Annotated in this window: 13 protein-coding genes; 9 read left to right on the top strand and 4 right to left on the bottom strand. The window is 63.4% G+C overall.

The features are described 5' to 3' along the window. Positions 1–19 precede the first annotated feature (19 nt). A complete protein-coding gene (locus VJX68_RS13035; RefSeq protein WP_324096134.1) occupies positions 20–1,597 on the top strand; it encodes a sulfatase family protein in 1,578 nt (525 codons plus the stop codon). A gap of 230 nt (positions 1,598–1,827) precedes the next feature. Beyond that, positions 1,828–2,856, top strand: coding sequence for a glutathione S-transferase N-terminal domain-containing protein (locus VJX68_RS13030; RefSeq protein WP_324096133.1), 1,029 nt, complete (start codon positions 1,828–1,830; stop codon positions 2,854–2,856). Positions 2,857–2,966: 110 nt separating this feature from the next. Here the strand turns inward: VJX68_RS13030 and VJX68_RS13025 are convergent, their stop codons facing one another. After that, complete coding sequence (locus tag VJX68_RS13025) at positions 2,967–4,118, bottom strand: hypothetical protein (protein WP_324096132.1); 1,152 nt, start codon at positions 4,116–4,118, stop codon at positions 2,967–2,969. A 384-nt stretch (positions 4,119–4,502) separates the two neighbouring features. On the opposite strand from VJX68_RS13025, the gene VJX68_RS13020 reads away from it, so the two are divergent. Continuing rightward, complete coding sequence (locus tag VJX68_RS13020) at positions 4,503–5,681, top strand: hypothetical protein (protein WP_324096131.1); 1,179 nt, start codon at positions 4,503–4,505, stop codon at positions 5,679–5,681. Positions 5,682–5,767: 86 nt separating this feature from the next. Here VJX68_RS13020 and VJX68_RS13015 read toward each other — a convergent pair whose 3' ends face one another. From VJX68_RS13015 to VJX68_RS13005, 3 genes are all read right to left on the bottom strand, one after another. Further along, entirely contained in the window at positions 5,768–6,394 is a 627-nt protein-coding gene (locus tag VJX68_RS13015; protein ID WP_324096130.1) for a ribonuclease HII, read from the bottom strand. A 43-nt stretch (positions 6,395–6,437) separates the two neighbouring features. Continuing rightward, positions 6,438–6,977: a PH domain-containing protein gene (locus tag VJX68_RS13010; RefSeq protein WP_324096129.1), complete on the bottom strand. Its 540-nt coding sequence runs from the start codon at positions 6,975–6,977 to the stop codon at positions 6,438–6,440. Positions 6,978–7,102: 125 nt separating this feature from the next. Then, positions 7,103–9,193, bottom strand: a complete 2,091-nt coding sequence (locus VJX68_RS13005; protein WP_324096128.1) for a lytic transglycosylase domain-containing protein — start codon at positions 9,191–9,193, stop codon at positions 7,103–7,105. A gap of 250 nt (positions 9,194–9,443) precedes the next feature. Between VJX68_RS13005 and VJX68_RS13000 the strand changes: the two genes are divergently transcribed. The 6 genes from VJX68_RS13000 to ltaE all read left to right on the top strand — a co-directional run bounded on the left by VJX68_RS13000 (position 9,444) and on the right by ltaE (position 15,163). After that, the gene (locus VJX68_RS13000; protein ID WP_324096127.1) at positions 9,444–9,959 is read left to right on the top strand and encodes an alpha-isopropylmalate synthase regulatory domain-containing protein; all 516 of its coding nucleotides are present in this window, start codon (positions 9,444–9,446) and stop codon (positions 9,957–9,959) included. A 24-nt stretch (positions 9,960–9,983) separates the two neighbouring features. Beyond that, complete coding sequence (locus VJX68_RS12995; RefSeq protein WP_324096126.1) at positions 9,984–10,412, top strand: thiol-disulfide oxidoreductase DCC family protein; 429 nt, start codon at positions 9,984–9,986, stop codon at positions 10,410–10,412. 53 nt (positions 10,413–10,465) lie between these two features. Then, positions 10,466–11,896 (top strand): cysteine--tRNA ligase, encoded by a 1,431-nt coding sequence (gene cysS, locus VJX68_RS12990; RefSeq protein ID WP_324096125.1) that lies wholly within the window; start codon positions 10,466–10,468, stop codon positions 11,894–11,896. Between the two features lie 233 nt (positions 11,897–12,129). Further along, on the top strand, positions 12,130–12,996 hold the full coding sequence (locus VJX68_RS12985) for a CbbQ/NirQ/NorQ/GpvN family protein (RefSeq protein WP_324096124.1): 867 nt from the start codon (positions 12,130–12,132) through the stop codon (positions 12,994–12,996). Between the two features lie 61 nt (positions 12,997–13,057). Further along, positions 13,058–14,092 (top strand): NHL repeat-containing protein, encoded by a 1,035-nt coding sequence (locus VJX68_RS12980; RefSeq protein WP_324096123.1) that lies wholly within the window; start codon positions 13,058–13,060, stop codon positions 14,090–14,092. 24 nt (positions 14,093–14,116) lie between these two features. After that, the gene (gene ltaE / locus VJX68_RS12975) at positions 14,117–15,163 is read left to right on the top strand and encodes a low-specificity L-threonine aldolase (protein ID WP_324096122.1); all 1,047 of its coding nucleotides are present in this window, start codon (positions 14,117–14,119) and stop codon (positions 15,161–15,163) included. Positions 15,164–15,204: the final 41 nt, after the last annotated feature.

The raw sequence follows: 15,204 nt of genomic DNA, 5'->3' as shown, positions 1-15,204 counted from the left end.
CAGGCGGGAGTCGAAGCCAATGGGACGCAATATCCTTTTCATCACCACCGATCAGCAGCGCTACGACGCGCTGGGATGCAACGGCGGCACGATCGCGAAGACGCCGGTCGCCGACCGGCTCGCCAACCGCGGAATCAACTATCGGCGTGCGCACAATCAAAATGTCGTCTGCATGCCGGCCCGCTCGACCATGATTACCGGCCAATACGTGCGCACCCACGGCGTCGTCGCCAACGGCGTTGCGCTTCCGCCCGATTCGCCGAGCGTCGCGGCTTATCTTCACGAGAAGGCCGGTTACCGCACCGCGCTGCTGGGCAAGGCGCATTTCGAGCCCGCTTTCGATTTGCAGGGGCGATGGTTCGAGAACAATATGGCGCGCCAGAATTCAACCGGCCCGTATCGCGGCTTCGATCGGATGGAACTGGCGATGCATTTGCCGATCGGCGGATGGCATTATTCGCTGTGGTTGCAGAAAAACTACCCCGACGAGGTCGGTGGCTTCGCGCCGATTCTCACCGCGCTTCCCGGCGGCGACACCGGCGCGCCCGAAGTGAAGTACAATCCGATTCCGCGCGAGCATTACCACACCGACTGGGTGGCGGCGCGGACGATCGCATACCTCGATTCGCTCGATCCCGGCGACAACTGGTTCGTGTGGATGAGTTTCCCCGACCCCCATCATCCATGGGATCCGCCGCAGGACGAGGCGCGGCGAATCAATTGGCGCGATCTCGATCTGCCGGCCGGCTATCCCGGCTCGCGCGAGAAAATTGAAAAAATACTGGCCGGCAAACCGCGCCATTGGCTCGATTGGTACCAGGGCCGCTTCGGCAACTTCGAGGGCGGCCCCGCCAGCTTCGTCCCGTGCCAACTGACCGAGAATCAGATTCGCGAAGTCAACGCGATGATCCACGTCGAAAACGAATTGATCGACCAGGCTTGCGGCCGCGTGCTGGCCCGAATCGCCGAGCGGGGATGGGAGGCGCGCACCGACGTATTCTTCACGACCGACCACGGCGAGTTGCAAGGCGACTTCGGCTTGCTCTACAAGGGCCCGTATCACGTTGACGCGCTGATGCGCCTGCCGATGATCTGGCGTCCCGCGCCGTCAGCCAAAATCACGCGTAACGAAATCGCGGAGCCGGTCGGGCAGCTCGATCTCGCGCCGACGTTCTGCCAAATCGCGGGCGTCCCGGTTCCCGACTGGATGCAGGGCAAGCCGCTTCCCATCGCGCCCGGCTCGGGCCGCGAGCGCGTGATCACCGAATGGGACAGCCAGTTCGCCGCGATCGGGATGCATCTGCGCAGCATCCATCGCGACGGCTACACGCTAACCGTTTACGAGAAATCGACTCGCGACTATGGATTCGACCTGGCCAACATTCCGCCAATGCTGGCGCCGCGCGGTCCGATCGCCGATATCCGCTACGACGGCACCGAGGGCGAGCTCTACAATCTGCGCGAAGATCCGATGCAATGGCGCAATCTGTGGAACGATCCGGGCTGCGCGAAGCTGAAGTCCGATCTGCGCGCCGACCTGTACGACAATCTTCCTCCCGAGCGCAGCCCCAAGCTGCCGGTGGAAGCCCCGGCATGAGCAGGGGTGGGGATCACTTTATTGAATGCGGAACCCACCGTGGGTTCCGCACCTCCCTGGGCAGGGGCTGCGGCCCCTGCACCCGATGCTAAGAAAAGATGCGGGCTGCGCCCTGTTAGAAGGGGGCAGAGAACTAGCTGGCAAATCACTTTTGCGAGAGGCTGGCCGAAGTGCGCCCTCGATCGTCAACGCTACGGCGACTGCGCCAAGAACAAGTTGGAGCCTTAGAGATGACACCATTGAAACTGGTCGGCGGCTTCGGCTCGCCATACTCGCGCAAAATGCGCGCCGTGATGCGCTTTCGGCGGATCCCCTTCACGTGGATAATGCGCGGCTCGGCGGAGGACGTCGATATTCCTTCGGTCCCCGTCGCTCTTATCCCGGTGCTCGTCTTCCCTGGCGAGGGAGGACGCGCCGACGAGGCGATGATCGACTCGACGTTTCAGATCAAGCGGCTCGAAAAGCTGTTCTCCGCGCGTTCCATTATCCCGCCCGATCCCGCGCTCGCGTTTCTGGACGCGATGCTCGAGGACTACGCCGACGAATGGCTCACCAAACCGATGTTCCATTACCGATGGAAATACGCGGCCGACATCGACAAGGCCTCGCACGTGCTCGCGCTGGATCGCAATTTGGGCATGAGTCGCGACACGCTGGCCAAGGCGTCCCGCTTTTTTGCCGACCGTCAAATCGAACGGCTGCGCGTGGTCGGCTCGAATGACGTGACGACTCCCGTCATCGAGGCCAGCTACCGCCGCTTGCTGGGTCTGCTTGATTCGCATCTGGTGGCAGGAAATCGGTTCCTCATGGGCGCGCGGCCGGGCGCCAGCGACTTCGGTTTCTTCGGCCAGTTGAGCCAGCTTGCACACTTCGATCCAACGCCCGCGGCAATTGCGGCCGCCGAGACTCCGCGCGTGGTTTCATGGGTCTCGCATCTCGACGACCTCTCGTCGCTCGACGTCGAAGATGCTCGTTGGCTCCGGCGCGAGGATGCTGTCGCCTTGTTGCGCCCGTTTTTGATCGAGATTGGCCGCGTCTATGCCCCCTTTCTACTCGCCAACGCCCGTGCGCTTGCTTCGCGCGCAAGTGAAGTGCGATGCGAGATCGACGGGCGCGCGTGGGTGCAGCAACCCTTCCCCTACCAGGGCAAGTGCCTGGGATGGCTGCGCGAAGCCCGCTTGGCGCTCAGCGCCGCCGATCGCGAATTCGTGGACTCGGCGCTCGAGTCCACCGGCGCCGACGCAATCTTCAGCGGCTAGGGCTTCGCGAGCATCTCGAAGTACGACACGCCGATCAGATCGGGCCGCGGCGCGGCCGGCGCCTGGCCGGTTCATTCCCGGCCCCAGACAAGGCATCGGCACAGACTATCTTACGCGACCTGAATGGTCTCGCTTACCTGAGGAAGAGCTACTGGTTGGCGCGTGCGGAACAACCCGATAGCGCCTCTGACGAGAGCACCTACGCAAAGCGCGAGTCCCGCATGCCCCAAGTAGCTATAGCGCATGAACAAACGACCCTTGAAAATCGCAAAGGGCAGGGTTGCGATCAGAAACCATGCGAAGCCGAAGGCAGCCAGCCGCAGATCCCGGGTCTTGAGCAACCTGGGGAACAAGAGCAGCGCTATTTCCGATACGATCAGGACGCCCAACAATAAGCGCATATAGAATGTGCCGGCGAGTGCGGCCACCTGCGCAGGCATTATGTAGTCCCCCAGCGGGGCGATAAGCCAATTCGAAAAGTCGAGAAAATAGCCAGCGTAGTCGCGCAGCACATTCGAAACCGACCAATCGTAGTCAAACCCCGACGGCTGATGGTGGCGGAGTACAAGGACGAAGAGTATCCACCATGAAAGTGCAATCATCGGATGCACCAGGTATGGACGAAGAACAAACCGGCCGCCTAACAACCTCCCATACACAATCAGCATCGCAGGCAGGACAACCGCTGACTCTTTGCTGATCAGATCCAGGCAGAATGCCAGCGCCGACAAGGCCAGTAGCCACGAGCTATCGGACAGCCGGGAGCGAACGAAGAACTCCACCGAAAGTATTGTGAAGAACACGTAGACCAATCCTTGAAACTCACAGGTGTGCAACACGACCTCGACCAGTGCGAGTCTGGAGGCGAACAGGACCGCCGGGATCATCGCCCACCAAGCGCCCAACCAAAGCGTTGCCAATCGGTAGAGGAGCACGGCATTGAGAACCACGAACACGACGTTGATAAAGTGATAAGCCTCGATCCGATTGCCCAGCGCTATGCCGCCGACATAGTAGTAGAGATTAGTGGTGAGCGGCCGATAAAGACCGCCCCAAGCGCCCCTCTTTACGAAACAGTCCCAGAGGCTGTGTATTTCGTTTTTGTTGTACTGGAAGAACATTGAGTCTTCCCACTGCGGTACGTGCCAATTGTCTACAATCCTCGATCCGTGGGCGGCCGCTAGTCCCGCAGCGCAAAGGACCGCAACCAGGACGTAGATCAGCACGCGTGGCAGACGGTGGACTTTAACCGGAATTTCCATCTTCAATCATGAATCGGATTAGCAGCGACGCCTGGGGGTTTGCAAAGGCAAAGTTCGAGCCCGGTTTTCAGGCCAAAGGAGTTTCCATCGCGCCGCAACAGACCGGACCCGTTCGAAGCGCTTGCGGTGCACAGCTCAACCGGCAAATTGTTCGACGACTTCTTCGGCCTGGCCAGCTAGGGCTTCGGCAGGGGTAACCCCTGCACCCAACGTTAACGCCGCGCTCCGTTGTCGCGCGCGGTCACTGCCGGGGGCGCGCCGTTTCTTAATACCGGCCTCCCGTGCCAACGGGCGGGGAAACTTGACAGCTCGGGAAGCCCGCGCATAGGCTCCCACGACTCGCAGTCTTTATCGCACGGAAATCCGCGTACGCACGGCATTCATTTGAGTAGTTCACGGGAAACCAATCCTGACGATTTGAAACTGATCGAGGCAGGCTTCGACGCCGCGCTCGCGCCCGCCGACGCGCTCGCGAAAATCCGCGAGCTCAAGGGCAGCGCCGGCATCGCGGACGGCGCAATCGCGCGCGCGCTCGGCAAGATTGCAGACGCTGGCGCCGCCGCGATGCTCGCGGAGATGGAAGCCGGCGCGGCCGGCGCTATCCGGCGCGAAGTCCGCCGCGCGCTGTACAAGCTGAAGCAACGCGGAATCGACGCGCCCGCGGCCACTGCTGCTGCCGCCAGCACCATCCACGACAACGCCACTGAAAAAACCGCGATGCTCTCGCCGATCGACAGCGAAGGCGCGCGCATCGTCTGGATCGTCAAGCCGCGCGTGCAGGGCGGCGTGATCCGGCTGTGGGCGCTGATCTCCGAGCGCGAGGGACTGGTCGGCGCGCAGAACGGCGCGCTGTCGCGGCGCGAGCTGAAATCCGAACGCGAAGAACTCGAGCGGCGCGCGCAGGTCAAGCTGGTTGACGCCGATTGGCGCGTCGCGGACTTTATCGCGTGCGAGGCCTGGCGCGTCACGCCCGAGTCGCGGCGCGGTCACGTGGGAAACTTTCTCACGCTGCGCTCCGAGTTGATCGCGTCGCCGCCGCCGACTGAACTGCTTCATCCGGTATATGCCGAGCTCGGCGCCGAGGCGGCCGGCGAGCCGTCAGTCGAGCTGCTCAAGGAACCGGAACTGCTCGAATGGCGGCTGCCCGACGCGATCCTCAAACCCTACGTCGAGGAGATTGCCCGCGCCGGCGAGAGCGTGATCGTCTTGAATCCGCTCCACAAGCAGGAACGCGTGAATGCCGTGATCGATCGCGCGACTGCGGAACTGCTGACGGGCGGCAACGGGCGCGCAGTCCAGCGGCGGCTCGAGGATCTCGCGTACTACATGGCGCGGGTCGGACGCCGCGCGCAGGCGGGATGGGCCGCGGCGGCGGCGGCACGGCTGCGCGACGAAATCGACGTGACGAAGGTGCTTTTCTTCCAGGCCTTCATCCGCACCCAGCTTGGCACGGTAGCGGCGGCCGAGCAGCAGAAGGCCGAGCAGGAGCCGCGGCTGATCATGACTCCGGCCGAGGCGATGCGCGCGCGCGAAGCCCGCGAAGCAAGGACCCGCCGCCGCTAGCCACGCTTCGATCCCGATCCGCGCCGCCACAATCGAGCGACCGTTGCGTCGATTCGCCTGGATACCGGCGCGCGGGTCAGCGAGAGTCAGAGTAGTGGGCGTTGGACGGCGGCGGCGACGGGCCCGAACGAGCGCCGATGAATCGGCGACGGGCCGAGCCTGGCGAGCGACTGCATGTGCTCGCTGGTGCAATAGCCCTTGTGTTGCGCGAAGCCGTAGCCGGGGTAGAGCGCGTCGAGGGCGACCATCATGCGATCGCGCGTGACTTTGGCGACGATGGAGGCGGCCGCGATGCAGAAACTTTTGCGATCGCCGCCTACGATTGGGGTCTGCGGAAGTTCGAGGCCCGGAATCAGGCGGCCATCGACGAGCACGTGGCCGGGCGCCAGATTCAATGCGGACAGCGCGCGGCGGCTCGCGGACATCGTGGCCCAATAAATATTGAGGCGATCGATTTCGGTGACCTCGGCGATGCCGACGCCGACCGCGATGGCGCGGTCGCGGATCGGGGCGAACAGTTGCTCGCGCTGTTCGTGGGTCAACTGTTTGGAATCGTGCACACCGCTGATGAATGTCTCGGGTGCGAAGACCACGGCGGCCGCAACGACGGGACCGGCCATCGGACCGACGCCGGCCTCGTCAACGCCGGCGACGGCGTCGATGCCGAGTTTCCACAGGCGCCGTTCGTAGCGCAGGTCGGGCCGCTTGCTCATCGCGATAGTCGATGCTCGTCAGTCACCGGTTGCGTGTCGTGGTTTACGCCATCCGTTTCAGGCGCGCTTTGCGAATCGTTTCAGCGGTTTCATCGGGAGCGCCGATGTCGTTGAGACGGATCGCGTAGTCGGCGCTGGCGGCGGACGCGATCGTGACGTCGCCAAGTCCGATCATCCGTTGACCGACGCGCTTGCTGACCTCGACCGAGCGGATGTCGGCCAGTTCCATCTCGCGACGGCGTGACGCGAGCAGCCCGCGCTTTTCGATCAAGCGATCGGAAGTGAGACTCCAACTGATGGTCCTGGCGCGAATCATGGTGACGATGAAGGTCAGCGCGCCGACGCCGATTACCGCGAAGCCGGCCTGAATCGGTTCGCGCTTGACGTACAGCCAAATGGCGCCCATCGCGATCAGCACTCCGCCGAAGAGGAAGCCGTTGGCGTAGTACCATAGCGAGGGACGGAATTGGGCGAGCGCGTACTCGCGCACGGTGGCGGGCTTGGGCGCGTACATCCGCGCACCGCATCGCGAGCAGAAGGCGGCGCCTTGCTGGGTGTCGTTACCGCACTGGGGACATCTCATCGCGCCGCCTCAAGCCACCGCATCGGGAACAGTGTCAGCCGGTGCGATTATGATGATGCCGGGCGCGTCGCGTCAATTGAAACCGCGCCGACGCCGGAGGATGGAGAAGACGCGGACTGCGCATCTTAGTTGGCGGAGGGGTGGCCCCAGGCGCGGGCGCAAGTGAGGATGTCGATCGGGGTTCCGTCCTGGACCGCGCGGTACTTGTCCCAGAAGCTGGAATCGATTCGTTTGAGCGCAGGCGGCTCCCGCCGCCGACGCCATCGATTGCACGCGCCCGGACCGCCGTTGTAGGCCGCGTAGGCAGATCGGGCGAGATGGCCGGCGACCGGCACGGGATCGAACTTGGGCTGAGCGGACGCATAGCGCATCATGCGCGCAAGAATCTCGCAGCCCGCGCCCGCATTGTAGAGAACGTCCCACTTAAGGCGATCGAGATCGTAAAACCCGCGCCAGACGTGCTTATTCACCTGCATCAGCCCGATGTCGCCGGTTGCAGATTCAAGCCATCGGATGCCCGCCCGGGCCATCACGAACTGTCGCCAGCAGCTTTCCTGCCACGCCGCACTGCGCACGAGCGTCACATAGGTGGGGGAGTCGCCGGGGTCAACGGCGCTTTCGCCGAGTTGGCGTTCGGCGCTGAGATCGAGCAGCAGGCCCATGTCGCGGCGATAAGTCTGGGCGTTGTCTTCGGTGACGACGAGACGGTAGAGGCGATCGGCGACGTCGCGGAGGCGGGGGAGCATCGCGCGCTCGTCGTCCTTGTCCTGCTGGGCGGCGGCGGCCTCTCGTGGCGACAGGACGGAGAGCATCCGCAAGAGGAGAGGAGCAAGGCGGACGATTCGGCGCGATGCTCGACGGCTGGCGCCGGGTCCGGGCGACGGGAGAGGGATGGAGCTGCCGGGAGACGCATCCGCCGCAGGGGTGCTCGCGCCACCTGAACTCGGAGACGCGCTGGGGGCGGACGGCGGCACGTCCTGTTCTTCGATTGGGTGGCGGCTGGCGGGCGGCTCGGGGACGGCGAAAAGTTTTTTCAGGTCACGATCTTCGCGGTAGTTGAATTGAAGCGGATCGCCGGGCGCGCCGGGCGCCATGATATGCGCGAGGCGGCGAAGGTCGGCGGCCGAAATGCGCATCCCAAGTGCGGGCGCCGCCTGATCGAGCGCAAACAACGCGTCGCCGGCCGAGATGAACGACATGAATTCGAACGCGTGCGCCCCGAGCATCCCGCGCCGGGCGGCGGCGCGCACCGCGTCGTGCAACTGACGCCATTCGTCAAGGAACAGCACGCGCACCGGATCGGGCTCGGCGGCAGCGGGCGGATTATTCAGCGCCTGGACGAGGCGGTAGCGGCTGTCGAGCAGGATTTGCAGCAACTGGTCGCGGAACGGTTGGTCGCCGACCGCGTCGCCGAGCTGCTTGATCGAAAAAACCAGAAACGCGTCCCACTGATCGAGCGTGTCCTGAAAGGCTTTGAGCTCGGCGGTCGTGGGCGACGCGGTCGCCACCGGCGCGGACGCGGGCGGGGCCGCTGCACCGGGAATTGCCGTTGGAGTCGGGACGTCGGGGATCGTCATCACGAGCGTGACTCGGATGCCGTCGTCGAGCGCGACGATGTCGGGCTCGGCGGCGAGCGATGCGATTGCGGCGCGGACGCGGCCGGCGGCCTCGGGCGCGATCGAATCCGAGACCATCGCGCCGAGCTGCGCAACGGCGGGTTTGAGGTCGTAAGAAAAGTCGTCGAGCTGCGGAATGAGATAACTCTTGATCAGGTCGAAGCCCCGACTGGCGAGCTGCGTTTTCTGATGAGCGGAGTCGTAGAGATTCAAATCGGTGAAATGAAATTTAAGCTGGAGGCCGGGCGCGATGTATGGGACGCCGAGCGCCTCGACGATGCCGCTCCATTGGATAGCGTTGAGGCATTGAGAACCCATCGAGACGCCCAAGCCGAGGCTGTCGGCGGTTTCGAGCTTTACGGTGGCCGGGCCGCCCGCGGTGGCGCGTGAGAACTCGGGATTTTCAGCGTAAAGAAACTGGCAATCGTCGATGCCGTTCCAAAGCTGAGCGCGTCCGCCGGGCGCGGTAAAAAGATTGCGCTTGAGCGCTTCGCGCAGTGCGAGGTAGTCGATGGTGAGCGGAATCCTGACCTGGGTGGCGCGGGCGGGATCGGGCCGGGCGAGGAAGATTGCGATGGCAGCCGCGGCGACTATCAGCAACCTAACTGCTGACGCCTTCGCTCGATGGAAGGGCAACAATCGCGAAGCGAGGAGGCGTGGCGAATCAGCTCGATCGAGGGTTATCATGAATTACCGGTTTTGCCGATCATTGCGATTTTGTTGCGCGCGCATCGTCAGCGCACGCGAGTCACGAGTCAACCATTATGGCAAGTCTATTCGTCCTTGAAAGCCACGGCGTCGCTATTGATAATCAAAGTGGAAGCATAGCGGGAAATTGCGGGTAAGCCCGATGAGTACTGAACGTCAGGCAGACTTTTACGAAGCGGAACTGCCGCAGGCGTCGCTCGAACTGGCCAAGCTGCGCGCCTCGAGCGACTACGTGGCGCCGTTCGAGATCGTGCGGCGGCGGGTGATCGACGACGTCAACGAAGGCAGGATGACGGTCGATGCGACGGTCGTAATCCGAATTGGCAACGTCGAGGAAACCGAAGCGGCGTCGGGCGTCGGCGTGTTGCACGCGCTCGACGTGGCGCTGCGCAAGGCGCTGCTGAAATATTTTCCGTACCTCGAGCCGGTGAAGGTGATCGAAACCTACCAGCATGCGACCGGCGCTTCGACCGAGGCGGACGTCGTATCGGTGAAGAAATTTGCCGACGGGGAGTTGGTGTGGACGACGCTGGCCAAATCGTCGAACACGATCGAATCGGCATGGGTGTCGCTGCTCGACGGCTACGAATGGCGAATCATCAACGAGAACGCAAGGCTGCACCGGATGAATGCGAATCCGAGGTTGTCGAGGCGCTGACCCCGAAGGGGCGAGGCGATCGCGATGAGCGCGGGTGAGCGAGCAACTGGCGACGGCAAGGCGACGGCGGGCAAGCTGGCGATTTTGTACGACGGGTCGTGCGAGATGTGCCGGGCGAGTCTCGACGGAATCCTGCAATTTGACAACTCGGGAGCGATCGAGCCGCTCGATCTACATCGCGAAGAAGTGCGCGCGCAGTTTCCCGGGTTGAAGCTGGAAAATCTGCTAGAGGAATTGCACGCGGTGGACGAGAGCGGGCGCGTGTACCGCGGCGCGCGGGCGATCAACGAAATACTGCGGCGGCAGCGCGGGCTGCGGGGCTATCTCGCGTACCTGTGGTACCTCCCGCCGTACGCGTGGCTGGCGGATCGGCAGTACAAGCGGATCGCCGCGTCGCGATACGCACGCGATGCGCGCGGCAAGTTGAAGACACCGGCAGTCCCGGAGCATTAACGGCGCGCCTTGTTCGAGATCGCGAGCGCACGGTAAGCTGTACGCCTGCACTCGTGAAACCATTCTACATTTTCAATTCGCTGAGCCGCGCGGTCGAGGAATTTCAGGCGCTCAAGCCGCCCGAGGTGACGCTGTATTCATGCGGGCCAACGGTCTATCTGCCGCAGCATCTTGGGAATCTGCGCGCGTACGTGTTCGTGGACAGCCTGCGCCGGTCGCTGGAGTTCAACGGCTACCGGGTGCGCCACGTGATGAACGTGACGGACGTCGGCCACATGACGGGGGACGTGGACGAAGGCGAGGACAAAGTCGAGAAAACCGCACGGGCGCAAGGGAAATCGCCACTGGAAGTCGCAAACTATTATTTCGAGCAGTTCCGGCGCGATTGCGCCGCGCTCAATCTCGAGCCGCCGCAGGTGTGGTCGCGCGCGACCGATCATATCGGCGACATGATCGCGCTTAGCGCGAGAATTATCGACGCGGGATTCGCGTACGTCACGAAAAGCGGGGTGTACTTCGACGTCGAGAAGTATCGCGGGAGCAACCGGGCCGGGCGGCTCTCGCGTCAGAGCCTCGACGAGCAGAGCGCCACGCAGCGCCTCGAGCATTCGGCCGACAAGCATAGCCCGCACGATTTCGCGCTGTGGGTGCTCGACCAGCCGGGCCATCTGATGCAATGGGAGAGTCCGTGGGGACGCGGCTACCCGGGCTGGCATATCGAGTGCTCGGCGATGGCGATGAAGTACCTGGGCGAGACTATCGACATCCACACCGGCGGCATCGATCACATCCCGGTGCATCACGAGAACGAGATCGCGCAATCTGAAAGCGCCACGCACCAGCCGTTCGCGCGCTACTTCGTGCACAACGCGTTCCTGGTCGGCAGAGAGGGGGCCAAGATCAGCAAGAGCGCGGGCAAGTTCCCGCTGCTGAGCGATCTTGGGGCGGCGGGGATCGATCCGCAGGCGTTTCGAATTTTCTGTTACGGCGCGAAGTACCGTTCCGAGATTGCATTCAACGACGACGCGATCCGTGCGGCGCAGAGCAATCTCGATTATTTTCGGGAGTTCGCGCGCAGCGTGCCGGCCGGCGCGGCGGCGGACGGGGTCGAGGCGGCGGGATGGGCAGCGGAGTACTACGAGCGCTTTCACGGCGCAATTAACAACGATCTGAACACGCCGCAGGCGCTAGCGGTGGCTCTGGAACTGATCGCGGAAGCATACCGGCGCAAGGATTTCCGGGCGTGGCCGACATTGCGAGCGCTCGACGCGGTGCTGGGGCTCGACCTGGCAAAGCATCGCGAGTCGGCGCACGCGGGCTCGATCGAAGCGGACGTGCAGCAATTGATCGACGATCGAACGGCGGCTCGCAAGGCGAAAGACTTTCAACTCGCCGATGAACTGCGCAAGGAAATCGAGCGGCGCGGCTACGAGGTCAAGGATAATCGCGACGGCACGGCGACCTATCAGCAGCGTCGCGGCTGAGCAGGGGTGACCCCTGCACCCATCAATAAAACAAAGATGCGGGCGGAGTTCACCCTGAGCGCCGCCGAAGGCTCCGGTCTGAAGCATGAGTGAGGAGAGAAAAAATCCGGCGTTGCGTGGAGGGCCGGGCGCCTGGAGGGGGATTTCGGGGCGCAGGTTTGCCTTGAATGGTTGCGCGAAAGTCTCTTAGAATCGCGCCTTGACGAGTCAAATCGTCTGCCCAGAAGGAAGCGATGGGGATCGAGTTAAAGAAGTTCGACACCAGGCTGCAGGCCGAAGGACCCGAGGTACGCCATCTCGATCCGGCTGCGGCGCCGTTTTACCTGCCGATTGGCGACGAAGTGGAAATCTTCACCGCCGCGTACAAAGCGCGTCTGCCCGTGCTGCTCAAAGGACCGACCGGGTGCGGCAAGACGCGCTTCGTCGAGCACATGGCGCATCAGCTGTCCTCGCTGGCCGACGGACCCAATGAGTTGATAACGGTTGCGTGTCACGAGGATCTGACCGGCAGCGACCTGGTGGGGCGCTTCCTGATCCAGGCCGACGAGACGGTGTGGGTTGACGGTCCGCTGACGCAGGCGGTGCGGCGCGGCGCGATTTGTTACCTCGATGAAATAGTGGAAGCGCGCAAGGACACGACGGTGCTGATTCATCCGCTGTCGGATCACCGGCGGATTCTGCCGATCGAAAAGCGCGGCGAGACGATCACGGCGCACAACGGATTCCTGCTGGTGATTTCGTACAATCCCGGCTACCAGAGCATCCAGAAAAACCTGAAGCATTCGACGCGCCAGCGCTTCGTGACGATCGAGTTCACGTATCCGCCGGCGGACAAGGAAGTCGAGATTATCGCGCACGAGGCGGGAGTCGAGCAGGATATCGCGCTGCAACTCGCGGTGCTAGGCGAGAAGGTGCGACATCTGAAGGCGTCGGGATTGGAAGAGGGGGTCTCGACGCGCCTGTTGATCTACGCCGGGGAGCTGATCCGGCAGGGGATTGCGCCACGGCGCGCCGCGACCGTCGCGGTCACGTGGTCGCTGACCGACGAAGCCGACAGCAAACGCGCGATCGACGAAGTGGTAAAGGCGATCTTTCCATAAGTTGCGGCAAGATTGGGGAATCGACGCGAATGACGCCAACAAATTCAGCGAGGTCGCGCAAATGACAGTCTCCGCAAAGTTCAAGGTGATTCTGGTTTCGGTTTCAGCCGCGATGCTCGTTGCAGGCGCATCCGCCATGGCGCAAGAGATGCAGGGGCTCCAGGCACAGACCGGACCGAGGCTGGATTTCCCGGCTGGGCTGGCGAGCGACGGCCGCACGGTTTTCGTTTCGAACAGCCGCAACAATACGATCGGAGCGATCGATGCGGCGTCGAAATCGCTCCGAATCCTCGCCGGCAAACTTTTCCAGCAAGGCAGCAACGACGGCACCGGCGATTCGGCGCGCTTCAACAGCCCGGACGGGATGGCGATCTCCGGGCAGGATCTCTATCTTTGCGACACTGACAATTCCGACATCCGCAAGATCAATATCGGCAGCGGGACGGTCACCACGATTGCGGGGACGGCGAATATCGGGGGCACCGAAGACGGCACCGGCTCGGCGGCGCATTTCAACCTGCCCACGCAGATCGCGACCGACGGCACCGCGCTGTACGTAGCCGACAGCGGCAACAACACGATCCGGCGCATCACGCTTGCCGACATGAAGGTCAAGACGATCGCAGGACAGGGGGGCACGGCGGGCAAGACCGAGGGAAATCCGGACAAGTCACAGTTCAGCGGACCGCGTGGAATCGCGGTTGACAAAAAAGCCATCTACGTCGCGGATACCGGCAATGACGTGATCCGCAAGATCGATCTCTCGACGCTGCAGACCAGCACGATTGCGGGCACCGGCGCGGAAGGGGACAAGGACGGTCCCGCGCTGGAAGCGCAGTTCAACAATCCCGGCGCGATATGCACCGACGGAACGACGCTCTACGTGCTGGACGCCGACAATCATTCGATTCGCAAGATCGATCTCACCGCCAACACCGTAACCAAACTGACGCTGGTCAACGGGCATATCGGTTCGGGCTGCGCGCTCAGCAGCGACGGCAAGCAGCTGTACTTCTCCGACACCACGGAAAACGCCGTGGAGGTCGTCGATACGACCAGCGGCAACTTCACCACGGTCTATCCTCCGGGGCAGTAGGGCACGCGCGACGGGCATCGCGTCTTGATCGATCTGCGCAGCGACACGGTTACCTTGCCGACGCCCGAGATGCGCGAGGCGATCGCGCGCGCCGAGCTGGGTGACGACGTTTACGGCGAAGACCCGAGCGTGAACCGGCTGCAGGCGATGGCGGCGTCGATGATGGGGAAAGAGGCGGCGTTGCTCGTGCCCAGCGGCACGATGGGCAATCTGGCCGCGATGCTGACGCATTGCGCGCGCGGGACCAAGGCGATCGTCGGCGCGCGGTCGCACACCAATCTTTTCGAGGCAGGCGGCGCGTCGGCCCTGGGAGGGATCGTGCTGACCGCGATTGCCAACACCGAGGACGGCGAGCTCGACGCGGACGAACTGGCGCGCGAGCTGGGAATGCCGGCTGACGAACATTTCGCGCCGCCGGCGCTGGTGGTGCTCGAGAACACTCACAACCAATGCGGCGGCGCGCCGATCAAGCTGTCGCACATGGCGGAAGTTTCCGCCGCGGCGCATCGCCGAAACCTCCGGCTTCATCTCGACGGCGCGCGAATCTTCAACGCGGCGCTCGCGCTGGAAACGACGCCCAAGGAGATCGCGAGCGCCGCGGATACGGTGTCGTTTTGCCTGTCGAAGGGGCTTGGATGCCCGGTGGGCTCGGTTCTGTGCGGGAGCCGCGAATTTATCGCCGGAGCGCGACGGACCCGCAAAATCCTGGGTGGAGGAATGCGGCAGGCGGGAATAATCGCGGCGGCGGGAATCGTCGCGCTGACCACGATGGTGGATCGGCTGGCCGAGGATCATCAGAACGCGCGCGCGCTGGCGCAGGGGTTTGCGCTGGTGGCGGGACTGAACGTGCGAGCGGTCAAGAATCGAACCAACATGGTCGTAGTCGGCGTGGACGGCGGCTGGGAGGCATTGGGGCGGTTCATGGCGGCGATGCATCAGCGGGGGGTGCTGATATCGCCGCGCGACATGACGTCTTTCCGCGCCGTGACGCATCATGGAATTTCGCGCGCCGATGTCGATCGAACGGTCGCAGCGGCGGCACAAGCGGCCGGCGAAGTTTTCGGCGACTGAAGCCTGCGATCGCGCGCACATGGAAAACCATCGGATGGATT

This window comes from Binatus sp. (SeqCode), from assembly GCF_035272065.1.
Classification (GTDB): domain Bacteria; phylum Desulfobacterota; class Binatia; order Binatales; family Binataceae; genus Binatus.
This window is presented reverse-complemented; position numbering and strand designations above follow the sequence as displayed.

Excerpts from the sequence above, each read along its gene's own strand:
- VJX68_RS13035 (WP_324096134.1), top strand. The coding sequence starts at position 20 with ATGGGACGCAATATCCTTTTCATCACCACCGATCAGCAGCGCTACGAC.
- VJX68_RS13030 (WP_324096133.1), top strand. The coding sequence starts at position 1,828 with ATGACACCATTGAAACTGGTCGGCGGCTTCGGCTCGCCATACTCGCGC.
- VJX68_RS13025 (WP_324096132.1), bottom strand. The coding sequence starts at position 4,118 with ATGGAAATTCCGGTTAAAGTCCACCGTCTGCCACGCGTGCTGATCTAC.
- VJX68_RS13015 (WP_324096130.1), bottom strand. The coding sequence starts at position 6,394 with ATGAGCAAGCGGCCCGACCTGCGCTACGAACGGCGCCTGTGGAAACTC.
- VJX68_RS13010 (WP_324096129.1), bottom strand. The coding sequence starts at position 6,977 with ATGAGATGTCCCCAGTGCGGTAACGACACCCAGCAAGGCGCCGCCTTC.
- VJX68_RS13000 (WP_324096127.1), top strand. The coding sequence starts at position 9,444 with ATGAGTACTGAACGTCAGGCAGACTTTTACGAAGCGGAACTGCCGCAG.
- VJX68_RS12995 (WP_324096126.1), top strand. The coding sequence starts at position 9,984 with ATGAGCGCGGGTGAGCGAGCAACTGGCGACGGCAAGGCGACGGCGGGC.
- VJX68_RS12985 (WP_324096124.1), top strand. The coding sequence starts at position 12,130 with ATGGGGATCGAGTTAAAGAAGTTCGACACCAGGCTGCAGGCCGAAGGA.
- VJX68_RS12980 (WP_324096123.1), top strand. The coding sequence starts at position 13,058 with ATGACAGTCTCCGCAAAGTTCAAGGTGATTCTGGTTTCGGTTTCAGCC.